The organism is Mesorhizobium sp. LCM 4576 (genome assembly GCF_001854815.1).
Classification (GTDB): domain Bacteria; phylum Pseudomonadota; class Alphaproteobacteria; order Rhizobiales; family Rhizobiaceae; genus Mesorhizobium; species Mesorhizobium plurifarium.
Genome location: NZ_MDDT01000089.1, coordinates 219234 through 243317, shown reverse-complemented (window position 1 = coordinate 243317; position 24084 = coordinate 219234). Strand labels below are relative to the sequence as shown.

Sequence of the window (24084 nt, the reverse complement as noted above, 5' to 3'; positions counted from 1 at the left end):
ACCAGGAAAATGTAGTCCACCTTTTGGGCCATTTTTGGACAGTGCATTCTTTGCTGCAGAAGAAATGCGGTTGCATGTCGCTGGGAGCACTCGCAACGGTAAGTTATTCAGCTAAAATACTAATCAAAGTGGTAGGTTTTACTGAAGCGACAGGCGGTGCATTGAATAGCTGCCGGAGCCAGAGTGTGCGACGCAGCATGGTGGAGTCGATCTCGTAAAATCCTTGGAAACCATACCTGCCGGGCCTTGCTCCAACCGGCCCRCCTTAATAGAGTCGCAAATTGTTCCTGTCATTGTCTGCATGGGTAAGGAAGGCCGGAAGCAACCGGCCGGATTGGGCAGCCAGAAAGAACTCTTTGGCGCAACGGGGAGTTACGCGGGTGGGTAAGTCACAGCTTCTGCATGCTCGWCTCGGTTGAAGGGCCGGCGAACATGTCTCTGCCAAAATTCATCATCGGCATGATATTCGCGCTCGCGATCGTCATCGGCTGGTCGTATTTCGACGGCGCATCGGYGGGCACCATCCTGTTGCGTGCCATCGTTTGCGCCGTGATCATCCAGGCGGGCTATTTCCTTCTGGTCTTCGCCATGATCGGCAGGGCCACGCCGACATCGGCCGACAAAGCCCGCGAGGCGGACCGCGGCACGATCCTGAACAAGGTCGCCGAAGGCGAAAAGCTAAGCGCCAGGCGCAGCCTCCACTGATCGTTCGACCGGCGTCGGGACCGGTCCGGCCTCGACCGGAGGCGCGGTGCCGCGCTCGGCCTGCTCGCCCGACAGCATCCTCGCAAGACGGCTGCCGGCTTTTGCCTTCAGCCGCCGATATTGTCCGACCTCGACGATGCGCCCGTTCTCGATGGCCACGACCCAGTCGGCGAAGGCGATCATCGATGGTCGGTGCGCGATGGTCAAAATCGTCATTTCGCCGCGCAGCRCCTCGATCGATTGGGCGATCAGCGACTGATTCTGCCAGTCGAGCGCGCTCGTCGCCTCGTCGAGGATAAGCAGCGAGGGCTTGCGCAGCAGCGCTCGCGCCAGGGCGACGCGCTGCCGCTCGCCGCCGGAGAGCCGGACACCGCGGTCGCCCACCACCGTCTCGAGCCGCAATGCCAGCCGCTCCACGAAATCGGCCGCATGGGCGTTGCGCAGCGCCGCCCAGAGCTCGTCCTCGCTCGCCCCGGGTGCTGCAAGGCGCAGATTGGCGGCGATCGTGTCGTGCAGCAGGAACACGTCCTGCGGCACATAGGCGACCTGATCGCGCCAGGCCCTGCGATTTTGCGCAGTGATCTCCACGCCGTCAGCCAGGATGCGTCCCTCGGTGGGCTCGAGCAGGCCAAGCAGCATGTCGGCAATCGTGCTCTTGCCGGAACCGGAAGGGCCGATCAGCGCCGTCACCTTGCCGGYCGGCAGGCCGAAGGTGATATCGCCGACCACCGGTTTCCCGTCTCCTTCGCCATAGGTGAAGGAGACATCGCGGATGTTGAGGCCCGTCTCGAGCGAGAGTTTCGCGCCCTGTTCGGCCGCGCTCTCTCCCGTCTCGCGTTCTGCCTCGAAGCGAGCCTGGAGGCTTTGCATCGAAGCGTAGGCCGGCAGGTTGATCAGCACCTGCTGGGTCTGAAGCTGCATGTCCATGAAGCGCGGCGCGACGCGCATGAAGACCAGGAGCAGCACGACGATCTCGGCCAGCGACAGATGGAAGCCGACCAGCGCGATATAGATGAAGAGGCTGAGCCCGATCACGCTCGTGACCTGCAACAGCGCGGTGCCGAGCGAAGAGTTGCGGACGAAGGCGATGTTGTCGGCCTTCATCCTGTCCAGCGTCGCGCCGAGCTCGRCAAAGTAGCTTGCCTCGACATTCAGGCTCTTGGCGACCTTGATGCCGCCGAGGAACTCGGAGACCGTGCGGTACTGGTCCTGGCGGTTGCCGGTCAGCGTGCGGCCATAGGCGCTGGCGCGCGCCCGGAACGGCTGCAGGGCGATCAGCAGCACCAGGCCGACGAGGATGGCGAAGGACGTCATCACCGGCGAGATGAACAGCGAGACCACGAGATAGCCGGTGAGAAGCAGYGTGGCCTGGGTGAGCATCAGCWGCGAGAAGGCCGCCACCTGCACCCGGTCGACGTCGCCGTTCAGCGCATGGTCGAGGTCGGAGCTGCGGATACGCGTGAAGACGCCCCAGCGCGCCCTGCCGACGCTCTCGAACAGGTTCATGCGCACCTGGTTGACGAAGTCGTAGAGCAGCCGCGCCATGTAGACCGACTTGAAGCGGTTGAAAATCGCTTGCAGCGCCACCAGCGCGACGAGCAGTGAGAGCACGGTGGCGAGCGACAGCGTTCCGCCGGGCACAAGCCAACGCAACGCCTCCGGCACCCGCACCGCGTAATCCTGCTCGGCCTTGCCGATCAGGCGCAGCAGCGGGACGAGCAGCAGGATCGACATGCCCTCCGTGAGGCTCCCCAGGATCAGGAAGGCAAGCGCCGTCGCCGTGCGCCGCCCGCCGACATGCGCCATCATGGCGCCGAAGCCCGCGACATCACGGAAAAACGACAGGCGAAGCTTCGAGGACCAGCCCATGCCCTGGCTCACCTTGTCCCGGACGCCAGGTCGGCTTCGATCGCGGCAACCGCTTCGTCGATCCGGGCTAATCCGGCCGGCACTTCGAGGCGGCTGACGCCGATTTGCCCGGCAACCCGCGCGCATTGGCGCAGATGCGCGGCGGCAAGGTCGCCCGGCAGCGCCTGGCGGCCGAACCGCGTGACATAGGAGAATTTGATGATCGCCGGCAGCGCGGCGCCCCCGGTCAGCGGCGAGATCGCCGCTCGCGCGCCGCGCTCGAGCACATAGAGGCGCGACACCGGCACTGCTTCGGCGGCAAATCCGTCGCGCAGCCGATGCTGCGCCTTGTCGATTTGCGGATGCACCTGCGGGCGCACCTCCGCCTGCTCGAGGCGGATGGCGCCGGCTGCATCCGCGGCGAGCTTGAGCTGCGGAAATCCGGGCAGGATCATCGGCCGCTCGGGATCGGACAAATCCAGCGCCACGACGTCGTCGGTGAGCAGCCGATGGCCGGCGCGGATCATCGCGCCCGCCGTCGTCGATTTGCCGGCGCCCTTGTCGCCCATGAAGATCACGCTCTTGCCGCCGACGGCAATGGCGCTGGCATGCAGGACGAGCAACCCGCGCCGATGCAGGGCGAGCGCCATCACCGGCCCRAGCAGCGGAAAGGCAAGCAGCGGGTCGTCGACCCCCGGCGCAGGATCGACATCGATCCGGCTGGCGCCGCTGATCATGAAGGTGYCGACCGCCTGCCATGAAAGATATTGGCGCGTCGGCTCGAAACGGAACGCCGTGGCGCCCGGCGATGCACCGTCCGGAAAATCGACCGGCCCGACCGCGATCTCCAGGTCGGGCGTCGTCGGCGCCGTCGGTTCCAGTTCCGGCAAGCTCACTTCCGAGCTCACGATCAGCCCGTAGGCCCTGTAGAAATGGTGCACACGTCCCGCCGGCGCCGCTGTTTCAGCGGCGGGCTCCTGCCGCTCAAGGGAAGCGATCGAAAAGTTCATGCAGGGCTTCCTTGGACTTGCCGCAACCACAGCGACAGCGACACCGAGCGCCAGACATGCTGGACGTCCGGCAGCGTCGCCTGCTCGGGTTGGCTGAGCAGGCGCTCGTAGACCGCGTTCACTTCAGGCAGGTTGACATAGGGCGCGATCCGCTCGCTGTCCGAAATCAGCAGCCTGTCCAGAAGCTCGCGATGATTGCCGAGCATGCCTTTGACCAGGTTGGCGGTGAAATCGATCTTGTCGCGCCGCCACTGCACCGCCGGCGGCAGAACGCCTTGCATGGCCCGGCGCAGCACATGGCGGCCGAAGCCGTCCTTGAGCTTTTCCTCGCCGGGCAATGCCAGGCAGAATTCGATGAGCGGCTTGTCCCAGAACGGATAACGAGGCTCCACGCCGAAATTGGCTGCGGCCTTGTCGAGCACTTCGAAGGCGTGCGGCACCAGTCCGGTAGACAGAAGCCAGCGATGCGTCAGCGCTTCGCTGGCGCTGACGGCTGTCGGCATGTGGCCGCTGCGATGGAAACGCTCGGCAAGATCGGTGCGCCTGGCAAGCTCCGGGTTGACCAGGCCCGTCCAGGCGGCGCGCGCCGCTTGCGCCGGCCTGCGCCGCGCCTTGCCGACGATGCGTCTGGCCATCGACCTCATCCGGACGATCCGCCAGGCCGGTCCGTAGATGGTCAGGAACTTGAAATAGAGCGAGAGCATGCCCTCGCCATAGGTGTTTGCGGCGCTGCGCAGCTCGCGCCACAGCTCCAGCCACCTGCCGGCATTGGCGAGTTCATGAAGGTGTCCATGGCCCTGCGAGACGACCTCGTCGCCGCCATGCCCGTCGAGAAGCACTTTGACGCCCTTTGCGCCGGCGGTGCKGTAAAGGTCGCGCGTCAGCGACAGGCCGGGCGCCAGGAACGTGCCTTCCTGCTCCTCCAGGATGCGCTCGAATTCGGCGAAGGGCGCGTAATTGCCCACCGATATCAGCGTGGCATCGAGCRGATTGTCGGCGAGGACTGCATCGATGAACGGCTTTTCGTCCATCGGCGAGCCCTTGCCGAAGACCAGCGAGAAGGTCTTGAGCTTCGGATTGCGCTGCGCCGCCGCGCGAAGACCGGCAACGCAAGCGATCGAGGRGGAATCGAGCCCGCCGCTCAGCATGGCGCCGACGGCCGGCGTGCCGCGCATCCGGTTCTCCACCGATTGCGCGAAGAGATGCTTGAATTCCTCGGCCACGTCCGAACGCGGCGGCCGTTGCGACGGCTCGATCTGCCAGTAGCGCCGCAGCGTCACCTGGCGGTCCGCGACCGTCATGCTGTGCCGTGCCGGCAGGCGGAAGATCTCGGCATAGGGCGTGGCCTGCGTATCGTCCGGCAGACCGGCGAGGAAGCCGGAAATCTGGTGCTCGCTGAGGCGCCTGCCGACGCCGTCCAGCGCCAGGATCGGTCCGATCTCCGAGGCGAACGCAAAGCGTTTGCCGGTCGAATGATAGTAGAAAGGTTTGACGCCGAAATGGTCGCGCGCGCAAAACAGCGCCCGGCGCTCGCCGTCCCATATCGCGAAGGCGAAATCGCCCTGCAGATAGGTCGGGCAGGCTTCGCCCCATTTGAGGTAGGCGCGCATGATGAGCACTGCGTCGGCGATCGACCGGTCGCGCAGGCCGAGCCGGGCCAGAAGCTCGTCGCGATTGTCCAGCCGGCAGTCGGCGGTGATGGCGAGCTTGCCCCCGGCCATCGTCATCGGGCCGGGGCCGTCCTCACCGGTCGTGTCGAGCCAGGCGTGGCCGAGCGCCACGCTGCCCTCGGTCCACCACGAGCTGCCGTCGCGGGCGCGGTGGCGCATGCGCGAAAGCATCTCTTGGATATCGCCGGCCCCGGCGGGCCGGCCATTGTCGCCATGCACGAGTCCGGCGACGCCGCTCATCGCTCACGACCCATGGTCGACAAGATGGGCAAATCCCTTGATCGTGCCGCCGAGCACGATGTGGTTGCCGCTCATCAGCCAGGCATGCGCCTTGAGCGTGCTGCCGGTCCCTTTCTCGATGCCGATGCTGATCTTCGAGGCGTTGCCTTGGCGGGCGAGCAGATATTGCCCGGCCAGCGCCTGGGTGAGGCAAGTGGCGCCCGGCACGAGCCGCGCCGCGGCCGCAACGCCCCAGGCGACCCGCCGCAGATCGGCGATGCCGGCGTCACGCCTGGCGTCCAGCCGCGTGACCGCGCCGCGGACACGGTTGTAGGAAGACAGCGTCAGCGCAAGCCGCACCGCGCTCACCACCATCAGGCAGCGTGCCAGAAACAGCATCTCCCGGCCGCTCAGCGAGCGGAGCCTAGACCAGTTCCTCACGGTGGAGCCTCGCAAGCCCTGCTTCGCTCAGCCCCTTGAGCAAGCCCTCGACATCGGCCTTGCAGCGCTCGGCATCGACATTGTAGCGCGCGAGCACGGCGCCGCGGATATCGAGGATCGATCGCGGCTCCTGGATCTGCTCCCAGATGAAGGCGCCGACGCCGTTCAGGCTGTAATAGACATTGGATTTGAGGTGGAGCAGCGCCAGTCCGGCGCCGAATTCACATGCGACCGCCTCGCCGGTCGCGACCACGCGGTCATGGTCCGAGGGGTTCCAGTCCATCCTAAAACCTCGTTGCTGGCCACCGCGCCCTAGGGCCTTTCGCCGTGGATCGGTTGCCGGCGATCCTCGGCAGGAAGCCGGGGGGCAAAAGCCCCCCGGCTCACCTGTTGGAGAGCATCCGGAGCCCCAACTTAGACATCCGGATGCCTGTAAGCTTTAAGAGAAGGTCAGCTCGCCGACCGGCGTGTGCGCGGGAAAGCTCGCGTCAAGCGCCGTCGTGCCAGCACCGCCCTGCGTGATCGTTTCAATCGAACCGTGAACCGTCAGGCTGGGGGTTTCATACTCATGCTTTTCAACATTCTGTTCCATTTTACTCTCCAATTAAGGACTGGAAGCGRCTGCAGAATGCCGCCAGCATATGGCTATGCTGCAATGCGATTGCTGCACGRCACCATCCATGAGTCAAGCCTGATTTACCAAGCGTTAATCAATTCTTGGTTGCGCTCGCCTTCGTTGGTGRTCAAGGCGTAAGCCCCGTCATCGTAGACCCTGCCCATTCAGAAATTCAACCGCGGGTCTTCGCTGTTCAAATAAGCATTTGATTTATTTATGATATTTTTTAAGGCGAGGAAGGCATCTCGCACCTGCGAAGAAATTCCTGCAAAAATTCGCCGCATTCCGGCCTGCTGGAACGTCTCCGGAGTTGTCTTCAAAAGTGATTGAGCGCGCAGCAGTTTTAAACGCTGAGGTTGCAGTCGTGAGGCGGTTCAGTCCGGATCTGGGATGATGGCGTTAATTTTTCCGATGCTTTTCTTCGCAGTTGCGGTATAAGCGCCTCGGGCGGCATTTTGCGGAGAACGACATCGGGCATGGCGGTGCAGGATGGCTCCTATGAAAGGCTGCGCGCCGCCGGCTGCGCCGACGAAGTCGCCTATGTGCAGGCCTGCCTGAGGCTGTTTTTCGCGCCAGGAGCCAACACCACCGATGGCCGGGCCGATCTGCCCGCATCGACAGTCTCAGCCTCCCCAATCTCGGCGACCCCAGTCTCGGCGACCAATGTCGCCGATATCGCCAGGCTGAACAAGGTCGCCGTGTTCCTGCTCAAGGCGCTCAAGCGTAGGCCCGCAGATGCTGTGCCCGCAGAGTTGGCTGGATGGCTCGATGGCTATCGTCGACGCACGATGTCGATGAACGCCGCCTGCATCGGCGACTCGATAGCCATCGGTCGCGCGCTGCGCGAGAGCCGGGTCGATTTCGTCTTCCTCAAGGGGCCGCTCCAGCAGCATCTGCTCTATGGCGATCATTTCATGAAGCCATCGGGCGATGTCGACATACTGGTTTCGCCGGCGCGCTTTGGGCAAGCCCGCGAGGCGTTGCGGGCGATCGGCTACGAGATTGCCGGCAAATCCCGTTCCGTCTGGTGGGTTCGCTTCCTCGGCGAGCAGCACATGGTTCGCGACGATGGCGCGAGGGCCTCGACGGTCGACCTCCATCACCGGCTGCAGCAGCCGGGCTCGCCGAGCCCGCGCGACATCGACGGCTTTCTTCGTCRCAAGCGCGGAGTCGAGGTGGCCGGTGTCATCATGCCGGTGATCTCGGCGGCCGACACGCTGCTATTGTCCTCGATCAGCGTCGCCAAGGCCTTTTTCAACCGCGAACCCTGCGCCGGCTATGTCTGCGACGTCAGGGCCAGCGCCAGCCGGCTGAACGAAGCCGAGCAGCAGAGGGTGCTCGACCACGCAGCCGGACAGGGCCTGGCGGACACACTGCTCTTGGGATTGCGCGCGGCCGACGTGTTGCTCGGCGGCGACGGCACGCTGCTTTCGGATCGCGCCACCCGCATTCTGGCCCGCATCGACAACGCCGACCTCTTCCACATGGTCATGGCGCCGTGGCTCGCGTCGCTGCGCTGGCCGCAGCGCCGCCATGTGCTGTGGGAGCTCTGCGGTCGCGAGCCGGTCCGTTACCTGGCGGAAGCCGGCTGGGCGGCCTCGGCCGACCTCAGCCGGCGTATCTTCGAGCGCCCGGCCATGGTCGAGCCGGCACGGAGCGAAATGATCAAAATCGTTGGCGGGGCGGCCAATCATGCAAGCGAAAGGTGAGCCCATGCCCGTGACGACGCCTGTGACGACCCCAGTGGCGAACCCTATGGCGACCTTGGGGGTCTGCGTCATCATCGCCGCGCGCAATGCGGCGCGAACGATTCCCGCCGCCATTGCTTCGGCGCTGCGCGAGCCGGAAGTGGCCGAAGTCATCGTGGTCGACGACGCCTCCACCGACGACACCCGGGATGTGGCTTTGGCCGCCGACGACGGCAGCGGCCGGCTTGCCGTCATCCGCTTCGACGTCAATCGCGGTCCTTCCGCGGCGCGCAACGCCGCCGTCCGGGCCTCCAGATCGCCTTTCATCAGTATTCTCGACGCCGACGATTTCTTCCTGGAAGGCCGCTTTCGCCGGCTTTTCGCCAGCACCGACTGGGATTTCGCCGCCGACAACATCATGCTGATCCGCGACGATGCCGCGCCCGACCTCGCCAAGGTCGCCGCGCCGCCTTTCGCGGCCGAGCCGGAATTTCTCGATTTCGAGCGCTTCATCGACGGCAACATCTCCCGCCGCCGTGTGCGGCGCGGCGAACTGGGCTTCCTCAAGCCGGTGATCAGCCGGGCCTTCCTCGAGCGGCATGGGCTGAGCTACGACGAGAACCTCAGGCTTGGCGAGGACTACGAGCTCTACGCGCGCGCTGTCGCCTGCGGCGCTCGCTTCAAGGTCATCAAGTCCTGCGGCTATGGCGCGATCGTGCGCGCCGATTCGCTGAGCGGTCGCCACCGGACGCAGGATTTGAAGCGTCTTGCCGATGCCGATCTGGCGCTGCTCGAGATCGACAGCCTTCCCGAGCGCTCGAAGGCCGCGTTGCGGCGCCACGAGCGCCATGTCCGCGACAAATACCGGCTACGCAACTTCCTTGACGTGAAAGCCGAGCGCGGGCTGGCGTCGGCCGCGGCTTACGCCTTCGCCAGCCAGTCGAATCTGATCCCGATCGTGCGCGGCGTCGCCACCGACAAGCTCGACGCGCTGTTCCGCCGCACCGGGATTGTTGCGCGGCAGCAAATACCGCCGATGCGCTTCCTGATGGCGGCAACCAATGCGGCAAACGAGTGATCCCGCATCGTCCCGGAAGCTGCGGCCCCTCAAAAAATCCGCATTCGCAAAACTATGATGTTGCCTAGTCGCTGCTGGAATGGCAGTCTATGTTGCAATGCAGCAATTTCGAAAGGCCGATAGGATGGCTTCGATTTTTGGCTTCAGATCCCGCGATCCGGCGCGCGACCGGCAGACCGATCTTCAGCGTTTCGACCGGCTGGCGAAGCTGTTCGACCAGATCGCGGCGGAGATCGAGGCGGAGAAAACCGGGCTGGAGAACCGTTACAAGTCGACGGCCGCCAACGCGGCCTTTCTGGTCGAGGCGATGGAGAACGGTTCGGCGTCGGCCAGCAAGGGATCGGATGTCAGCGCGATGACCAGTTCGATCCTGAACTGCGAGCGGCGCATTGCGGAGCTCGCTCGCCAGAAAGGTTTGATGAAGGAACTGCGCCATTCGCTCGACGCGATCGTCGAGGATGGTTCCAATCGGCTTGCTGCGCAGGCGACGGCAAGAGGTTGATGACGTGTTAGGCGCCGTCATCGGTACGAGACATTAGAGGAGTTCAAAGGGCGGAGGATCAGAAGCGGCTCGCTCATGCGAACCGAGGATGACTTGGGTTGGGCGGACAACACAAGGTGAGTTTGTTATGAACRCAGATCCGGACAACATCTCCACCATGGCGGCTTGCGCGATGTCGCATGCGCCAGGGAGCGGATTGACCAGCCTGAGGCTAGGCTTCGTCGGAGCCCTGGTTGCGGCTACGGTGGCCCTTGCGGCAAGCCTGCACCCCGCGCATGCGCAAGAGGCGCAGCAAGAGCTRCAAAGCGCACCATCCTTCGTCGACAATTTCTCGAATTTCAACCAGTCCCGCTGGTTCGTCTCGGACGGCTGGACCAATGGCGCCCATCAGAACTGCACCTGGTCGAAGGATCTCGTGCGGCTTTCCGACGGCGTGCTGTCGCTGGGCTTCGAAAAGCGCAAGCTGAAGGACCGAGATTTCGCCTGTGCCGRGATCCAGACCAAGCAGCGCTTCGGCTACGGCGTCTACGAGGCGCGCATGAAGACCGGCACCGGCTCCGGCCTCAACGCCGCCTTCTTCTCCTATATCGGCCCGCAGGACAAACAGCCCTGGGACGAGATCGACTTCGAGGTCCTTACCAAGGATCCATCGAAAGTGCAGGTCAACAGCTACATCCAGGGCAAGCCGAAGAACGGCAAGCTGGTCGACGTCGAGGGCGGCGCCGACAAGGGCTTCAACGATTACGGCTTTGTCTGGGAAAAGGACCGGCTGCGCTGGTACGTCAACGGCAAGCTCGTCCATGAAGTGACCAACCCGGACGAGCTGCCGAGGCATTCGCAGAAGATCTCTTCAGCCTCTGGGGCAGCGACAAGCTGACCAACTGGATGGGCGCCTTCACCGATCCAGGCAGCAAGGTGACCATGCAGGTCAAGCGCGTCGCTTTCACCGCCCTGGGCCAGCCATGCCAGTTTCCGGAATCGCTGGCATGCAGCATAAGTAACAGCAACTAGGCCGTTGGACCTGGGGACATCTGAACCGGCCGGACCGCTTTTGCGGCCCGGCCTTTGACAGGAATAGAACCAAAATGAATTTGACGGTGTTTGGGATTGGTTACGTCGGTCTCGTCCAGGCCGCTGTGCTTGCCGAGGTCGGACACGAGGTGGTGTGCGTCGATATCGACGAGAAGAAGGTGGAGCGGCTCAACCAGGGTTTGATCCCGATTTTCGAACCGGGCCTCGAAAGCCTCGTCAAGGAAAACCACGCGGCCGGCCGCATCCGCTTCACCACGGACGCGGCAGCGGCGGTCAGGCATGGCCAGATCCAGATGATCGCGGTCGGCACGCCGCCCGGCGAGGATGGCTCGGCCGATCTGAAATATGTGCTCGCCGTCGCCGAGACCATCGGCCGCGAGATGGACAGCCCCAAGATCGTCGTCGGCAAGTCGACCGTGCCGGTCGGCACTTGCGAAAAGGTGAAGGCCAGGATCGCCGAGACGCTGAAGAAGCGCGGCCGCGAGGACCTCGCCTTCGATGTCGCCTCGAACCCCGAATTCCTCAAGGAAGGCTCGGCGGTCGCCGACTGCATGAAGCCGGACCGCATCATCGTCGGCACCTCCAGCGAGGACACCGAGATGGTGATGCGCGAGCTCTACGCGCCCTTCAACCGCAATCACGAGAAGATGATCGTGATGGATGTGCGCAGCGCCGAATTCACCAAATACGCAGYCAATTGCATGCTGGCGACCAAGATCAGCTTCATGAACGAGATGGCCAATCTCGCCGAGCAGCTGGGTGCCGACATCGAGGAGGTGCGCAAKGGCATCGGCTCGGATCCGCGCATCGGCTACCACTTCATCTATCCCGGTCTCGGCTATGGCGGCTCCTGCTTCCCGAAGGATGTGCGCGCGCTGATCAAGACCGCCGAGGGCGTCAAGTTCGACGCCAAATTGCTGCGCGCCGTCGAGGAGCGCAACAATGCGCAGAAGTCGGTCCTGTTCGACAAGGTCAACCATTATTTCAAGGGCGCTCTCAGGGGCAAGACGTTTGCCGTCTGGGGGYTGGCCTTCAAGCCCAACACCGACGACATGCGCGAGGCGCCGTCGCGCACGCTGATGGAAGCGCTATGGGCGGCCGGCGCCAAGGTGCAGGCCTACGATCCCGAGGCGATGCAGGAGTGCCAGGCGATCTACGGCCTGCGCGAGGATCTGCTTTTGTGCGGCACCAAGGAGGCGGCACTTCGCGGCGCCGACGCGCTGCTGATTTGCACCGAATGGAAGAGCTTCCGCGCGCCGTCCTTCGACGCGCTCAAGGATGCGCTGACGACGCCGGTCATCTTCGACGGCCGCAATCTCTACGATCCCAAGGTGATCGCGCGCTACGGCATCGAATATTTCTCGATCGGCAGGATGGCGGCATGACGATGGCTGCCTGCCTCGAGGACAATTGTCGTCGCCACGTCCGCGACACAACGCCGRCGAACGGCGCATCGGCAATAAAATAATGAGGTCACCAATGGCTTCGCGGCAGAGACCCACAGTCACCGTCATCGTCCCCACCTTCAATCGGGAGAAGTTCCTGCCCGAATGCATTGGCAGCCTGCTGCGGCAGACTGTGGTGCCGGATCAAATCCTGATCGTGGACGACGGTTCGACCGATAATACTGGTGCGGTCGCCGCCTCGTTCGCGGCCCCGGTGGAATATCACCGCAAGGAAAACGGCGGCAAGTCGACGGCGCTGAATTTCGCCCTGAAGCACTGCACGGGCGATTTCGTCTGGATATTCGACGACGACGACGTCGCGCATCCGACGGCGCTGGAACGGTTTCTCGCCGCCTTCGAGCGGGAACCGGACGCCGATTTCGCCTTTGGCGAATATGCGCGCTTCCAGCGCTCGGCCCAGATCGAGGAGCAGGATTACGAGATCGTCGCCTTCGGCCACGTCACCCCGGACAATTTCTTCCCCTCCCACCTCGAATATTGCCACGTCCACCAACCCGGTCTCCTGGTGCGCCGCGAATGCTATGACGAGGTGGGAGGCTTCAACGAGACCCTGGTCCGGTCGCAGGACTATGAGATGATGTTGAGGCTCGCTCGCCGGTTCAAGGCGATCCGGGTCGACGGCCTGATGTTCTTCCAGCGCCAGCACGACATGGTCCGCGGCAGCACCAAGGTGGTGATTTCCTACACCGACCGGATAAAGGCCTGGGGCTCGTACGACCGCGTGATCATGGAAGAGATCTACAAGTCGGTCGATCTCCACGAATATCTCGATCGCCCGGAACAGGCCTTGCCGAAAACGGCCGATCTCGAAATGCAGGCGGTGCTGCAGCGCTCGAGCATCATGGCGAGGAAGGGGCTATGGCATCATGCGGCCGCGGACATCCGCCGCTACGCCCAGCTTGCCGAGCGAGCCGGAAAGACGTCGCTCAGCGACAAGGAACRCGCCATCGTGCGGCGCACCTTCGAAGCCTATGACACGGGCTTGGCCACCGCCCCCGCCGACGAATTCGTCTCGGCTGTGAAGGYATGGAAGCCAGGTCCGCTGAAGGCCGACATCGTCAGGGAATACATGCACTCCTTCCCGCATTTTCTCGCCCGCGATTTGAAGGCGGGAAAATTCGTTCCTGCATCGAAGCTCTTGCGGGAGTACTCGACGCTGTCTCTTTCAGGCTCGGTCAGCCGCCTCTGCCGGGCAATGACGTCGAAGCTTCCGTTGCYACGCAGTGCAAGCTGACGACCTGCAATCGAGCGCCGCCGGACAACGCTGGACCGAATTAGGRGCCAACCGATGAAAGTGCTTTTTGCAAGCGGCAATGGATACATTCCCGAGTTCACCGGCGGCGTGCAATCCAACACCCATCATCTGGTCGAACAGCTGATCGAGCATGGCCACCAGGCATCGGTCCTCGCCTCGCTGTTCGGCGACGGCATGTTCGGCTTCAAGGCACGCGCCAAGATGAAGCTGTTGCGGCAGCCCGCGGTCGTCGACAATTTTCCCGGCTATCCGGTGTTGCGCGCCTGGTTCCCCTGGGAGGCGGCCGGCTTCGCCGTCAGGAAAACCAGGCCCGATGTCGCCGTCGTGCAGTGCCACAAATCCGTCCTGCTCGGAAAGGCGCTCCTTGCCGAAAGCGTGCCGCTGGTCGTCTATCTGCACAATGTCGAGTTTCACGAGCTCGCCGGCGATCCGCGCGAACTCGGTTCGGCGCTTTACATCGCCAATTCGGAGTTCACCGCGCGCGTCTACAAGGAAAAATTCGGCATCGAGTCCGTCGTGCTTCCGCCGACCATCAACGACGCCCTCTATTGCACGCACACCACCGGCGAATTCGTCACCATGATCAATCCCTACGAGGAAAAGGGGTTCGATCTGGCTGTGAGGATTGCGGCCGCCTGTCCGGAGATCCCCTTCCTCTTCGTTGAGAGCTGGAAGCTGGACGACGACCATCGCGCCCGTGTCGAGAAGACCATCGCGCCGCTCGGCAACGTCACGCTCGAAAACCGCACCAACGACATGAAGACGGTCTATGGYCGTACCAGGATCCTGCTTGCGCCGAGCAAATGGGAGGAGGCCTGGGGCCGAGTCGCGTCCGAGGCGCATTGCAGCGGCATCCCTGTCGTCGGATCGCGGCGCGGCGGCTTGCCCGAGGCGATCGGTCCGGGGGGCGTGGTGCTCGACTATGACGCGCCGCTCGCCGACTGGGCCGCGGCGGTAAGGCGCCTGTGGAACGATCGCCAGGAATACGACCGGCTTTCGGCCGCGGCACTCGCCTTCTCCAAACGCCCGGAGCTCGATCCCGCGCGGCAATTGGTGGTGTTTCTCGATCTGCTCGAAAGGGCGGCCCGGCAAGGCGTTCGCCGCGCTGCGTAGTTTGGCGAGCTGGAAGACAAAGTTGATTTGYTGCGCTGCACCAAAATTGTTGCGACGCAGCATTGCTCATACTAGGTTGTGCCGACAGGAGTCAAAGTTCATGCCGCATGTGTCAGGCTTTRCCGGCGACGTTTCCAGCCTGATCCGGGCGAGAACACCCTGYCGATGAGGATCTGTTTCGTAGTCGACAAGTTTCCCACCCTGTCCGAGACATTCGTGCTCGATCAGATTGCCGGATGCCTCGAGAGAGAGATGGAAGTCAGTGTCGTCTGCAACGAGATGGCCTTTGGCAAGGACAGCAACGTGGACGATGCACRTTGGCGGACATTGCCCGGGCCCGTCGTTTCCTGGTGGGGTGGCCTCAGTCGCTACCGCTCGTTGCTCAGGAAATGGTYCGGCAGGTTTTGGGACAAGCTTTCGACCTTCATCGACTTGGCTAACGCGCACAAGCTGCGAAACGTCGATGTGATCGTGGCGCATTTTGGCCATAACGGCCTGCGCGTCGCCCGCATCATGAAGCGGCGCAGGATTTCCGCGCCTTTGGTGACCATTTTCCACGGCACAGATGTCGGCAGGCCGATGCATGACAACGCACTCGGCTACTACAGGCCCGTTTTTGAACAAGGGGCTCTCCAACTGCCTGTGAATGCGTTCTTCCRCCAGGCCCTGATCGATGCCGGCGCCGAGCCGGCGCAGGTCGCGGTCCACCACATGGGCGTTCGCCCTGGCGAGATCGAATATCGCTGGCGCTCCTGGCAGGGACGTACGCTGTCCTTCATCTCGGTGTGCCGGCTGACCGAGAAAAAAGGGACCGAATATGCGCTTCGCGCGCTCGCCCGCCTGCCGCATCGCGACTGGATCTATTCGGTGATCGGCGGCGGGGAATTGTTGGAGCAGTTGAAGCGCACTGCCATCGACCTCGGTATTGCCGACAGGGTGACTTTCCTCGGACCGCGTCCGCATGACGAGGTGAAGCAGCGTCTGCGTGAGGCGGATGTCTTCCTTCTGCCAAGCGTCGCCGGGCGGGACGGCGATCTGGAAGGAATCCCCGTTGCGCTCATGGAGGCGATGGCCGGCGGCCTGATCGCTGTCAGCACCTATCATTCGGGGATTCCMGAGCTGATCGAGGATCACAAGACAGGCTTCCTCGTACCCGAACGGGACGTCGCTGCGCTTRCCGGCAAGCTCGCCTGGATCGCCGAGAACCCGGGCCTGTGCGAGCCGATAGCGCTTGCCGCCCGACGGAAGGTCGAGGCGGATTTCAATGCTGATATCTTGAACGAACGCTTTGCGCGGATCGTCGCGCGGCTGGGGGAGACCGGATCCGTCACATGAACGCCAACCCGCCGCCCCCTCAATTCGGTCGCGTTGCCTTGCGCGGCGGCCTGGTCACGGCTGGCGCCCAAGGCTTCAAGATAGCGATCCAGTTCCTTTCGGTCGTCATCCTTGCCCGGCTGCTTGTTCCCGAGGATTTCGGCCTGGTGGCTTCCGTGGGACCGATCGTGGCGTTTGTCGGCCTGCTCCAGGATCTCGGCCTCCAGCAGGCGGTCATCCAGCGCAAGGAGATCGATCAGCGGCAACTCAAYCAGGTCTTCTGGCTGAGCGCGGTTGTCGGCCTGTGCGCCGGGGCGGTCGTGGCTTGCCTGGCCCCCGCCATTGCCGCCTTCTACGGYGACCAGCGAATGTGGGGAATAACACTTGCTTCCGCCGTGCCGCTGCTTTTTGGCAGTCTTGCCGCCGTGCCGCTTGCCCTGATGAACCGCCATCTGCAATTCGGCCAGCTTGCGCTCAACGACACAATCACCGCGGCCGTCGGCCTGCTCGCCACCGCAACCGCGGCGTATTGCGGGCTTGGCTATTGGTCGCTGGTTTTGGGGCCGGCTGTTTCAGCCGTCGTAGCGCTGGCTGCCGGCTGGTTGGTGACGCGCTGGGTGCCGTCCTGGCCGAATCTGAAGATCGACGGCGACATATTCAGGTTCGGCGCGAACCTCACGGGCTTCAACCTTGTCAATTTTCTCTCCCGCAACCTCGACAACATCCTCATCGGAAAATATTCCGGCGCGGTCGAACTGGGCTACTATGATCGCGCCTACAAGCTGCTCCTCTTTCCGCTGMAGAACATCAACCAGCCGCTGACGCGTATCATGGTGCCGCTTCTCAGCCRCATCCATGAGGACAAGCAGCGCTTTCGAGACATCTACGTCCGTACAAACTGGCTGCTGGCCGTCATCACCATGCCCGGCATTGCGACGCTGACGCTGACTTCGGAGCAGGTGGTCAGGCTTCTCTTCGGCGAGCGTTGGATGGCTGTGGCGCCGATTTTCGCCTGGCTGGGCATCGCCGGCCTGATGCAGTCCGTATCGAGCACCACGGGGTGGATATTCATCTGCCAGGGCAAGACGAAGACGATGTTCCATTGGGGCATCTATTCGTCGCTGACGACGGTCGCCTCGTTCATCGTCGGCCTGCATTGGGGGGCGATYGGCGTCGCGGCCGCCTATGCCATCAGCGGTTATGTGCTGCGCGTCCCGGTGCTTGCCGCCATGATCCATCGTGTCGGCCCGGTGACAGCCGGCGATTTCCTGGGCATACAGGGGCTCTTCATCGTCTCGTCGCTGCTCGCCTGGCTCTCGTACCTGTCGCTGCCGGCGTTGCTGACCAATCAGTCGGACCTGCTCGCGATCCTTGCGGCGATCGCCCTAAATTACGGGTTCGCCCTGGYCCTCATGCTTGCTGTTCCGCAGTCGCGCAGGGTGCTGCTCGCCACTCTTGCCAACGTTGCCGGCAACATTGGGTGAGCGGCTGCCTATCACGGACGACAACTGCCTCGTTGCCGACATTGCCGACGCATGCTCATCTAGAACCGCCTCGAGGCTTGCCCRCCGATAGTGGTCCAGATTGCCGATGAATCTGCCGAGTTTTTCGGCTGCTTCMGACGGCGTCACAGTATCGATGTCGAGCAGAAGGTCGGCGACGCCGATGCGCTTGGCGACTTCCTTCGTCTTGAATTCATAGGYGATCGGCAGCACAGGCGTGCCGACGCAAAGCGACATGATCATCATATGCATGCGCGTCGCGACGACGAAGTYGCAATCCTTCACCAGCGACATCAGTTGGTCGGGCGTATGAAATGCGGCGTCGACATTGACGTGTTTGGCGATCTCCGGGTCGAGTCCGCCCACGACCGCCCTCGCAGTCTTGGCGTCGTCATGGGCATATTCCGGCACGCCCTGGCAGGTTGAGACGAAGGTCACCTCTTTGGCGTGGTCTCTGACAAGAATTGTGGCGATCTCCCGGATCGAATCGAGATAGCGGCGCATGCCATCCTCACCGTCGCTGACGAAGCTCCAGTGGCGAACGGAAATGGCGACAYGGCCCGTCGGCGCCGGCGCGGTGCCGAGAAGTTTCTTGATCCTGTCGGAATCCGCCAGGGCAAACACGGCATCGGCGACCACATGGCATTTGCCCGGGTCCTTCACCAGGTCCAGTATGTGGTTTCGGGATCGCTCGTCACGCAGCAGGATGAGCGGAGCCCGGTCAAAGATCGGGCCCAGTTCCTGGCGATTGTAGCTTTTCTTGAACGGGCCGAGCGACTGCGTGAAGAAGATTGGGTCCTTTCCCAACATCGCGTCGATGCGGAATTGATTGAGGCGCTTTTCAAGATCGTAATTCTCGACGAGATAGGTTCCGCCTGTCGTCACCACCAGGTCGGCGTTCGCATAGGCTTCAAGGCCGCGGCGGTCGTCCTGGCTGARGAAAACGCTGCCGGCGGCGCCGGTTTGCGCGAAGCGACGCAAGGCGCGCCAGACTCCCCGATTGTAGATTKACTTGAGCCGGCCCTTGATCCCGCCGCCACGCTGATCCTTGAATAGGGATTCCGACAACAGCTTGTGGAATTCGAGATCCGGGTAATCTTTCTTCGGGTAAAGCCTGGCCGCGACGTCGGGCTGACTGTCGAAAACCAGGAACTGCACATCGCCGCCGGCGATCGATCTGAGAATATGGCGGATAGCCAAGAGGATCGCGGCATCGCCCGTGTTCAGACACACCGTGTTTTCGATCACGACTTTCATGGGGAAACCTCGTTTCGCGTCCGTCGCCAGGCCAGCGGCGGTTAAAACGGCATGTTTTGCCGAAGTGTTGCCACGCGATCCGCGTCGCGATCCTGGCGTGGTGCGCCACGCTGGCAGCCAATGAGGAATCCAGATCGACGCCAAGCAGGGCCAGAGTATCGTATCATTTTTGCAGTGCAACAAAAAATGTGCAGGCGTTTGCTTCGTCGCACCAAAAATGTTGCGATGCAGCAAAAGCTGTACTAGCATCGCCGATGGGTGGGCCCAACAGCGGTCGAGTTACATGCTGCATGTCTTGTACCTTGTGCATGACGTATCCGACCCGGCGGTGYGCCGGAGGGTTCAGATGCTCAAGGCAGGCGGCGCCGGGGTCACCCTGGCGGGCTTCCGCCGCACCACCAGCCCGGTCGCCGAGATCGAAGGCATCGAGCCTGTCGACCTCGGCGCGACGCGCGACGGCCGATTCGCGCAACGCCTCGGCGCGGTCGCCAAGGCAGCCATGTCGATCGGCGCGAAGCTGGGCGCCATGCCCACGCCCGATCTCATCATCGCACGCAATCTCGAAATGCTGGCGCTGGCCCGCCGCGCCAATGCTGCTCTTGGGGCAAACGTGCCGATCGTCTATGAGTGCCTGGACATTCACCGTCTGGTGCTGCGCGACGATTTAGTCGGCAGGACGTTGCGCGGCGCCGAGCGTCGTCTCGCCCGCGACGTGAAGCTTCTGGTGACGAGCTCGCCGGCCTTCATCGCCAATTATTTCGAGCCGTTCGGGCAGATCGTCGCACCCGTCGAGCTGATCGAGAACAAATATTTCGAGACGGCATCCGGTGTCGCCGCGCGGTCCCTCGAGGACGACAGTCCGGCGTCGCCGCCTTGGCGCATCGGCTGGTTCGGCGCGCTGCGCTGCCGCCGCTCGCTGGAGTTGCTGGCCGATTTCACCCGCCGCCAGGCGGGGCGTTTCGAGGTCGTGCTCAGGGGCCGTCCGGCGCTGTCCGAGTTCCCGGACTTTCATGGCTTCGTCGAGGCCGAGCCCTGGCTTTCGTTCGAGGGGCCTTACCGCAACCCGGAGGACATGGCGTCAATCTACGGGCAGGTGCACTTCTCTTGGGCGATCGATTTCTTTGAAGCCGGCCAGAATTCCGAATGGCTGCTTCCCAACCGCCTCTATGAGGGCTGCCGTTTCGGCGCGGTGCCGATCTCGATGGCAGACACCGAAACCGGAAGGTTCCTGAAGCAGCGGGATATCGGCGTGCTTCTGCCCGAAGCGACGCCCGAAAGCGTCGGGGCGGTGCTCGGCCGGATGGATCAGGTTCGATATCGCGACCTGAAGTCGCGGGTGCTGGCGCGCAATCCGAGGACTTGGAGCTACGACCGCAGCGATTGCGCGGCTTTCGTCAAAAAGCTGAGCGGCCTCGCCACGATGCCTTCAAATTTTGCAACGACGGAGGCGGYGGCGTGATGGCAGGGGACGCGCAAGAACCCGTGACGCAGGCGTCGATCCTGATCGTCATTCCCTGCCTCAACGAGGCAGCTCATATCGGCGGCCTGCTCGACCAGTTGCGGCCGGCGGCGGCACGGCTCGGCGGCCGCATCGTCGTCGCCGACGGCGGCAGCGCCGACGGCACGCAAGCCATCGTCGAGAAGATCGTGGCGAAGGATCCCCGCGTCATCCTGCTCGCCAATCCGAAGCGCCTCCAGAGCGCCGCCATCAATCTCGCGGTGGCGAGCCTCGGCGAGGGCGCCGATTACCTCATCCGCATCGATGCGCATGGCGGCTATCCGGACGATTACTGCGACCGGCTGGTCGAGGAAGCGCTTGCCACCGGCGCCGATTCGGTCGTCGTTTCGATGCTGACCGCCGGCACCGGCGCCGTGCAGAAAGCGGTCGCGGCGGCGCAGAATTCCAAGCTCGRCACCGGCGGCTCGAAGCACCGRCATATGTCCGAGGGCGAGTGGGTCGACCACGGCCACCACGCGCTGATGCGCATCGCCGCCTTCAGGCATGTCGGCGGTTACGACGAGAGCTTCAGCCACAACGAGGACGCCGAGCTCGATTATCGCCTGCGCCAGGCAGGTTACCGCATCTGGATGAGCGGCAGGACGCAGATGGTCTATTATCCGCGCTCGACGCTGAAGAGCCTCTATTTCCAGTATCTCGGCTATGGCCGCGGCCGCGCCAGGAACGTGCTGAAGCACCGCATGGTGCCGAAGGTCCGGCAGATGATTCCGCTGCTGGTTGCGCCTGTGGTGCTGCTTGCCCTGTTCTCCTTCGTCCACTGGCTGGCGGCGGTGCCGTTCCTTTTGTGGGCGGCGGTGTGCCTCGGCTACGGGCTGGTGACGGCGATACGCCAACGCAACGCCAGCATAGCGCTCGCCGGCGTCTCGGCGATGGTCATGCATTTCGGCTGGTCCGTCGGCTTCTGGCAGCAGCTTTTGATGCGCCGCTCGCAGCGCGAGGTGGCGTGATGGCCGGGCGCTCGATCGACATCTGCATCTGCACCTTCCGCCGGCCGGAGCTGGCCGACACGCTGCGCTCCGTCGCCGCGCTGGAGAGGCCTGAGGGTTTGGAGATCGGCATCATCATTGCCGACAATGACGATGAGCCCAGCGCGCAGAAGCTGGTGAAGGCATTGGCCGACGAGCTGAAGCTGCCGATCCGTTATCGCCACGCGCCGGCGCGCAACATCTCGATCGCCCGCAACGCGTGCCTCGACGCCAGCGTGTCGGACTTCGTCGCCTTCATCGACGACGACGAGACGGCGTCGCCCTCCTGGCTGGTCGAGTTGATGGCGGCGGTCGACGCGACGGGCGCGGCGGCGGTGCTCGGTCCGGTGCGGGCGCATTACCGCCATGACGCGCCGGACTGGATGCGGAAGGGCGATTTCCATTCCACCTTGCCGGTCTGGGTGCGCGGCGAGATCCGCACCGGCTACACCTGCAACGTCCTGCTCGCGATGACCGATGCGAGCTTGCGCGGCCGTCGCTTCAGCCTGGCGCGCGGCCAGACCGGCGGCGAGGATACCGAATTCTTCGATGCCATGGTCAAGGCCGGCGGCCGCATCGCCTTTGCGCCCGATGCCTTCGTCGACGAGGTCGTGCCGCGCGCCAGGGCCGCGTTCGACTGGCTGCGCCGCCGCCGTTTCCGCTTCGGCCAGACGCATGGCCATCTGATCGGGCGCGGCGCCGGCGGTTTGCGTCGCGCCGGCCAGGTAGGGCTCGCTTCGGCCAAGGCCGCCTACTGCTTCGGCATGGCGATTTTGACCGCGATCAGCCCGGTGCGACGGAACCGCAGCGTGCTGCGCGGCATTATGCACGTTGGCGTCGTCAGCGGTTTGGTCGGCGTCCGCGAAATCCGCCAATACGGCCTCACGTCGCCAGAACAAGGGAACAAGCGTGCAGCCTGACGTCAGCTTCGTCATCGCCGCCTATAATGCGGAGGCCACTCTCGACCGCGCCATCGCCGGCGCGATCGCGCAGCTTGGCGTCACCGTCGAGGTCATCGTCGTCGACGACCAGTCGCGCGACGGCACGCTGGATGTGGCGCGCGCCTATCCGCAAGACATCGTCAAGGTGGTGGCGCTGCCGGCCAATCGTGGTCCGGGCGGCGCCCGCAATGCCGGCCTCGACCTGGCCAGGGGCCGCTGGGTGGCGGTGCTCGATTCCGACGATGCGGTTCTTCCCGACCGCCTGGCCATGATGATCTCCCGCGCTGAAGCAGCGGGTGCCCAAATTGCGGTCGACAATGTCCAGGTCGTGCGCGAGGACGGCACCCCCGACGACACCATGTTTCCGGCCGGCTATCTCGAAGGCCTGCGCGAAATCTCGCTCGCCGACTACATCGACGGCAATCTGATTTTCGAATCGCGCTTCAATCTCGGCTATCTCAAGCCGATCTTCCAGCGCCGCTTTCTCGACGACAACAGGCTGCGCTACGACGAGAAGCTGCGCATCGGCGAGGACTATATTCTTCTGGCCAGCGCGCTGGCCAGCGGCGGCCGTTGCGTCGTCGAGCCGACCGTCGGCTATGTCTATCACATCCGCACCGGCTCGATCTCGCGGGTGCTCGAACTGCATCACGTCGAGGCGATGACGCGCGCCGATGCCGCCTTCGCGGTGGCATATCCCATGGACAGCAGCGCGAAGGCGGCCTTCGCCAGGCGCGGCCGCAGCCTGCGCAAGGCGTCGTCGTTTCTGTCCCTGGTTCAGCACATCAAGGCGCGCGCGCCGCTCAAGGCGATCGGCGCGGCGCTCAGGGATCCGGCCGCGATCGGGCATTTGAGCATGCCGATCGCGGTCCGGCTCAGAAGGGTTGCGGCGCAGGTTCGCCGCGGGGGTGGGGAGATAAAGCATGYGGGCGATCTGATAGCCGGCGACAGGTAGAAACCTTTTTCTCTCAGAAGGAAGACCAGATGCAGAAAGTCAGGAAGGCAGTCATCCCGGTGGCGGGGCTCGGAACGCGGTTCCTGCCGGCGACCAAGTCGATGCCGAAGGAAATGCTGCCCGTCGTCGACAAGCCCGTCGTGCAATATGCCGTCGACGAGGCGTTCGAGGCCGGCATCGAGCACATCGTCTTCGTCACCGGCCGCAACAAGGCGGTCATCGAGGACTATTTCGACCTGCACCCTGAACTGATCGGCACGCTGGAGCAGACCGGCAAGAAGGCGCAGCTCGAATCGCTGGAAAGCCTGCTGCCCGTCGCCGGCGCCACCTCCTTCATCCGCCAGCAGTCGCCGCAGGGCCTCGGCCACGCCGTATGGTGCGCGCGCGACGTGATCGGCAACGAGCCGTTCGCGCTGCTGCTTCCCGACATGGTGTCCTTCGGCGCGCGCGGCTGCCTTGCCGAGACGGTCGACCTTTACCAGCGCACCGGCGGCAATGTGATTGCCGTGGAGCGCTGCGACCCGGCTGAAACCAGCAAATACGGCATTGTCGGCCGCGGCGACGAGGTCGGCTCCGGCTTCAAGGTCACGGCGATGGTCGAAAAGCCGGCGCCCGCCAACGCGCCGTCGAATTTCTACATCAACGGCCGCTACGTCCTGCAGCCGGAGATCTTCGCCCTGCTCGGCAACCAGCAACGCGGCGCCGGCAATGAAATCCAGCTCACCGACGCCATGGTGCGCCTGGCTCAGAGCCAGCCTTTCTACGCCCAGCCTTTCGACGGCCGCATGTTCGACTGCGGCTCCAAGGAGGGCTTCATCGAGGCCACCATCGCCTTCGCCTTGGCGCGCGACGACATGAAGGGCCCTGTCTTCGAGATGCTGCAGCAATTTGTCCGGTCGCATGAGCGCCGGGAAGTAGCCGCATAATGCCCATCTTTCGGGTGCATATGCGGTTTCGCGATGGCGCGACAGCCACTCCAGCGCCCGGG

At 63.8% G+C, this 24084-nt stretch carries 21 protein-coding genes and 1 pseudogene; 15 read left to right on the top strand and 7 right to left on the bottom strand.

Translation table 11 applies throughout. The annotated features are described in order from the left end of the window. The first annotated feature begins 432 nt into the window (after positions 1 to 432). Positions 433 to 705, top strand: coding sequence for an exopolysaccharide production repressor exox (locus LCM4576_RS32835; protein ID WP_071036778.1), 273 nt, complete (start codon positions 433 to 435; stop codon positions 703 to 705). On the opposite strand, the gene LCM4576_RS32830 is transcribed toward LCM4576_RS32835, so the two are convergent. The 6 genes from LCM4576_RS32830 to LCM4576_RS36170 all read right to left on the bottom strand — a co-directional run bounded on the left by LCM4576_RS32830 (position 679) and on the right by LCM4576_RS36170 (position 6485). Beyond that, positions 679 to 2574 carry an ABC transporter ATP-binding protein gene (locus LCM4576_RS32830; RefSeq protein ID WP_083361611.1) on the bottom strand — a complete coding sequence of 632 codons (1896 nt, stop codon included), beginning with the start codon at positions 2572 to 2574 and terminating at the stop codon, positions 679 to 681. The two genes, LCM4576_RS32835 and LCM4576_RS32830, sit on opposite strands and share 27 nt — an antisense overlap. A gap of 8 nt (positions 2575 to 2582) precedes the next feature. Continuing rightward, positions 2583 to 3563, bottom strand: a complete 981-nt coding sequence (locus LCM4576_RS32825) for a serine kinase (protein ID WP_071036439.1) — start codon at positions 3561 to 3563, stop codon at positions 2583 to 2585. After that, positions 3560 to 5473, bottom strand: coding sequence for a lasso peptide isopeptide bond-forming cyclase (locus LCM4576_RS32820; RefSeq protein WP_071036438.1), 1914 nt, complete (start codon positions 5471 to 5473; stop codon positions 3560 to 3562). The genes LCM4576_RS32825 and LCM4576_RS32820 overlap by 4 nt, the downstream gene beginning before the upstream one ends. Before the next feature lie 3 nt (positions 5474 to 5476). Beyond that, the gene (locus LCM4576_RS32815) at positions 5477 to 5851 is read right to left on the bottom strand and encodes a lasso peptide biosynthesis B2 protein (RefSeq protein WP_082037341.1); all 375 of its coding nucleotides are present in this window, start codon (positions 5849 to 5851) and stop codon (positions 5477 to 5479) included. Between the two features lie 25 nt (positions 5852 to 5876). Then, positions 5877 to 6176, bottom strand: coding sequence for a PqqD family protein (locus LCM4576_RS32810; RefSeq protein WP_040988730.1), 300 nt, complete (start codon positions 6174 to 6176; stop codon positions 5877 to 5879). A gap of 156 nt (positions 6177 to 6332) precedes the next feature. After that, complete coding sequence (locus LCM4576_RS36170; RefSeq protein ID WP_095769314.1) at positions 6333 to 6485, bottom strand: lasso RiPP family leader peptide-containing protein; 153 nt, start codon at positions 6483 to 6485, stop codon at positions 6333 to 6335. A gap of 500 nt (positions 6486 to 6985) precedes the next feature. On the opposite strand from LCM4576_RS36170, the gene LCM4576_RS32805 reads away from it, so the two are divergent. The 9 genes and pseudogenes from LCM4576_RS32805 (at position 6986) to LCM4576_RS32765 (ending at position 17441) form a co-directional block, all read left to right on the top strand. Continuing rightward, the gene (locus LCM4576_RS32805) at positions 6986 to 8218 is read left to right on the top strand and encodes a nucleotidyltransferase family protein (protein ID WP_083361601.1); all 1233 of its coding nucleotides are present in this window, start codon (positions 6986 to 6988) and stop codon (positions 8216 to 8218) included. Positions 8219 to 8264: 46 nt separating this feature from the next. After that, a complete protein-coding gene (locus LCM4576_RS32800) occupies positions 8265 to 9275 on the top strand; it encodes a glycosyltransferase family 2 protein (protein WP_071036436.1) in 1011 nt (336 codons plus the stop codon). Positions 9276 to 9399: 124 nt separating this feature from the next. Next, entirely contained in the window at positions 9400 to 9777 is a 378-nt protein-coding gene (locus LCM4576_RS32795; protein ID WP_040988930.1) for a hypothetical protein, read from the top strand. Positions 9778 to 9949: 172 nt separating this feature from the next. Then, positions 9950 to 10788, top strand: a pseudogene (locus LCM4576_RS32790) (family 16 glycosylhydrolase). A gap of 74 nt (positions 10789 to 10862) precedes the next feature. Next, entirely contained in the window at positions 10863 to 12194 is a 1332-nt protein-coding gene (locus LCM4576_RS32785) for a UDP-glucose/GDP-mannose dehydrogenase family protein (RefSeq protein ID WP_071036435.1), read from the top strand. 94 nt (positions 12195 to 12288) lie between these two features. Then, positions 12289 to 13509, top strand: a complete 1221-nt coding sequence (locus LCM4576_RS32780) for a glycosyltransferase family A protein (RefSeq protein WP_071036434.1) — start codon at positions 12289 to 12291, stop codon at positions 13507 to 13509. Between the two features lie 54 nt (positions 13510 to 13563). Beyond that, positions 13564 to 14643 (top strand): glycosyltransferase, encoded by a 1080-nt coding sequence (locus tag LCM4576_RS32775; protein WP_071036433.1) that lies wholly within the window; start codon positions 13564 to 13566, stop codon positions 14641 to 14643. 165 nt (positions 14644 to 14808) lie between these two features. Further along, a complete protein-coding gene (locus tag LCM4576_RS32770) occupies positions 14809 to 15978 on the top strand; it encodes a glycosyltransferase (RefSeq protein ID WP_071036432.1) in 1170 nt (389 codons plus the stop codon). Then, positions 15975 to 17441 carry a lipopolysaccharide biosynthesis protein gene (locus LCM4576_RS32765; RefSeq protein ID WP_071036431.1) on the top strand — a complete coding sequence of 489 codons (1467 nt, stop codon included), beginning with the start codon at positions 15975 to 15977 and terminating at the stop codon, positions 17439 to 17441. The genes LCM4576_RS32770 and LCM4576_RS32765 overlap by 4 nt, the downstream gene beginning before the upstream one ends. On the opposite strand, the gene LCM4576_RS32760 is transcribed toward LCM4576_RS32765, so the two are convergent. Beyond that, complete coding sequence (locus LCM4576_RS32760; protein WP_244510977.1) at positions 17343 to 18860, bottom strand: polysaccharide pyruvyl transferase family protein; 1518 nt, start codon at positions 18858 to 18860, stop codon at positions 17343 to 17345. The genes LCM4576_RS32765 and LCM4576_RS32760 overlap by 99 nt on opposite strands. Positions 18861 to 18999: 139 nt before the next feature. On the opposite strand from LCM4576_RS32760, the gene LCM4576_RS32755 reads away from it, so the two are divergent. The 5 genes from LCM4576_RS32755 to galU are packed head-to-tail and all read left to right on the top strand — an operon-like array spanning position 19000 to position 24022. Then, complete coding sequence (locus LCM4576_RS32755) at positions 19000 to 20175, top strand: glycosyl transferase family 1 (RefSeq protein ID WP_071036429.1); 1176 nt, start codon at positions 19000 to 19002, stop codon at positions 20173 to 20175. Continuing rightward, the gene (locus LCM4576_RS32750) at positions 20175 to 21182 is read left to right on the top strand and encodes a glycosyltransferase family 2 protein (protein ID WP_116398062.1); all 1008 of its coding nucleotides are present in this window, start codon (positions 20175 to 20177) and stop codon (positions 21180 to 21182) included. The genes LCM4576_RS32755 and LCM4576_RS32750 overlap by 1 nt, the downstream gene beginning before the upstream one ends. Beyond that, a complete protein-coding gene (locus tag LCM4576_RS32745; RefSeq protein ID WP_071036428.1) occupies positions 21182 to 22120 on the top strand; it encodes a glycosyltransferase family 2 protein in 939 nt (312 codons plus the stop codon). Before LCM4576_RS32750 ends, LCM4576_RS32745 begins: the two co-directional genes overlap by 1 nt. Further along, positions 22110 to 23096, top strand: a complete 987-nt coding sequence (locus tag LCM4576_RS32740) for a glycosyltransferase family 2 protein (protein ID WP_071036427.1) — start codon at positions 22110 to 22112, stop codon at positions 23094 to 23096. The genes LCM4576_RS32745 and LCM4576_RS32740 overlap by 11 nt, the downstream gene beginning before the upstream one ends. A gap of 29 nt (positions 23097 to 23125) precedes the next feature. Next, positions 23126 to 24022 (top strand): UTP--glucose-1-phosphate uridylyltransferase GalU, encoded by an 897-nt coding sequence (galU, locus tag LCM4576_RS32735; protein WP_041001220.1) that lies wholly within the window; start codon positions 23126 to 23128, stop codon positions 24020 to 24022. Positions 24023 to 24084: the final 62 nt, after the last annotated feature.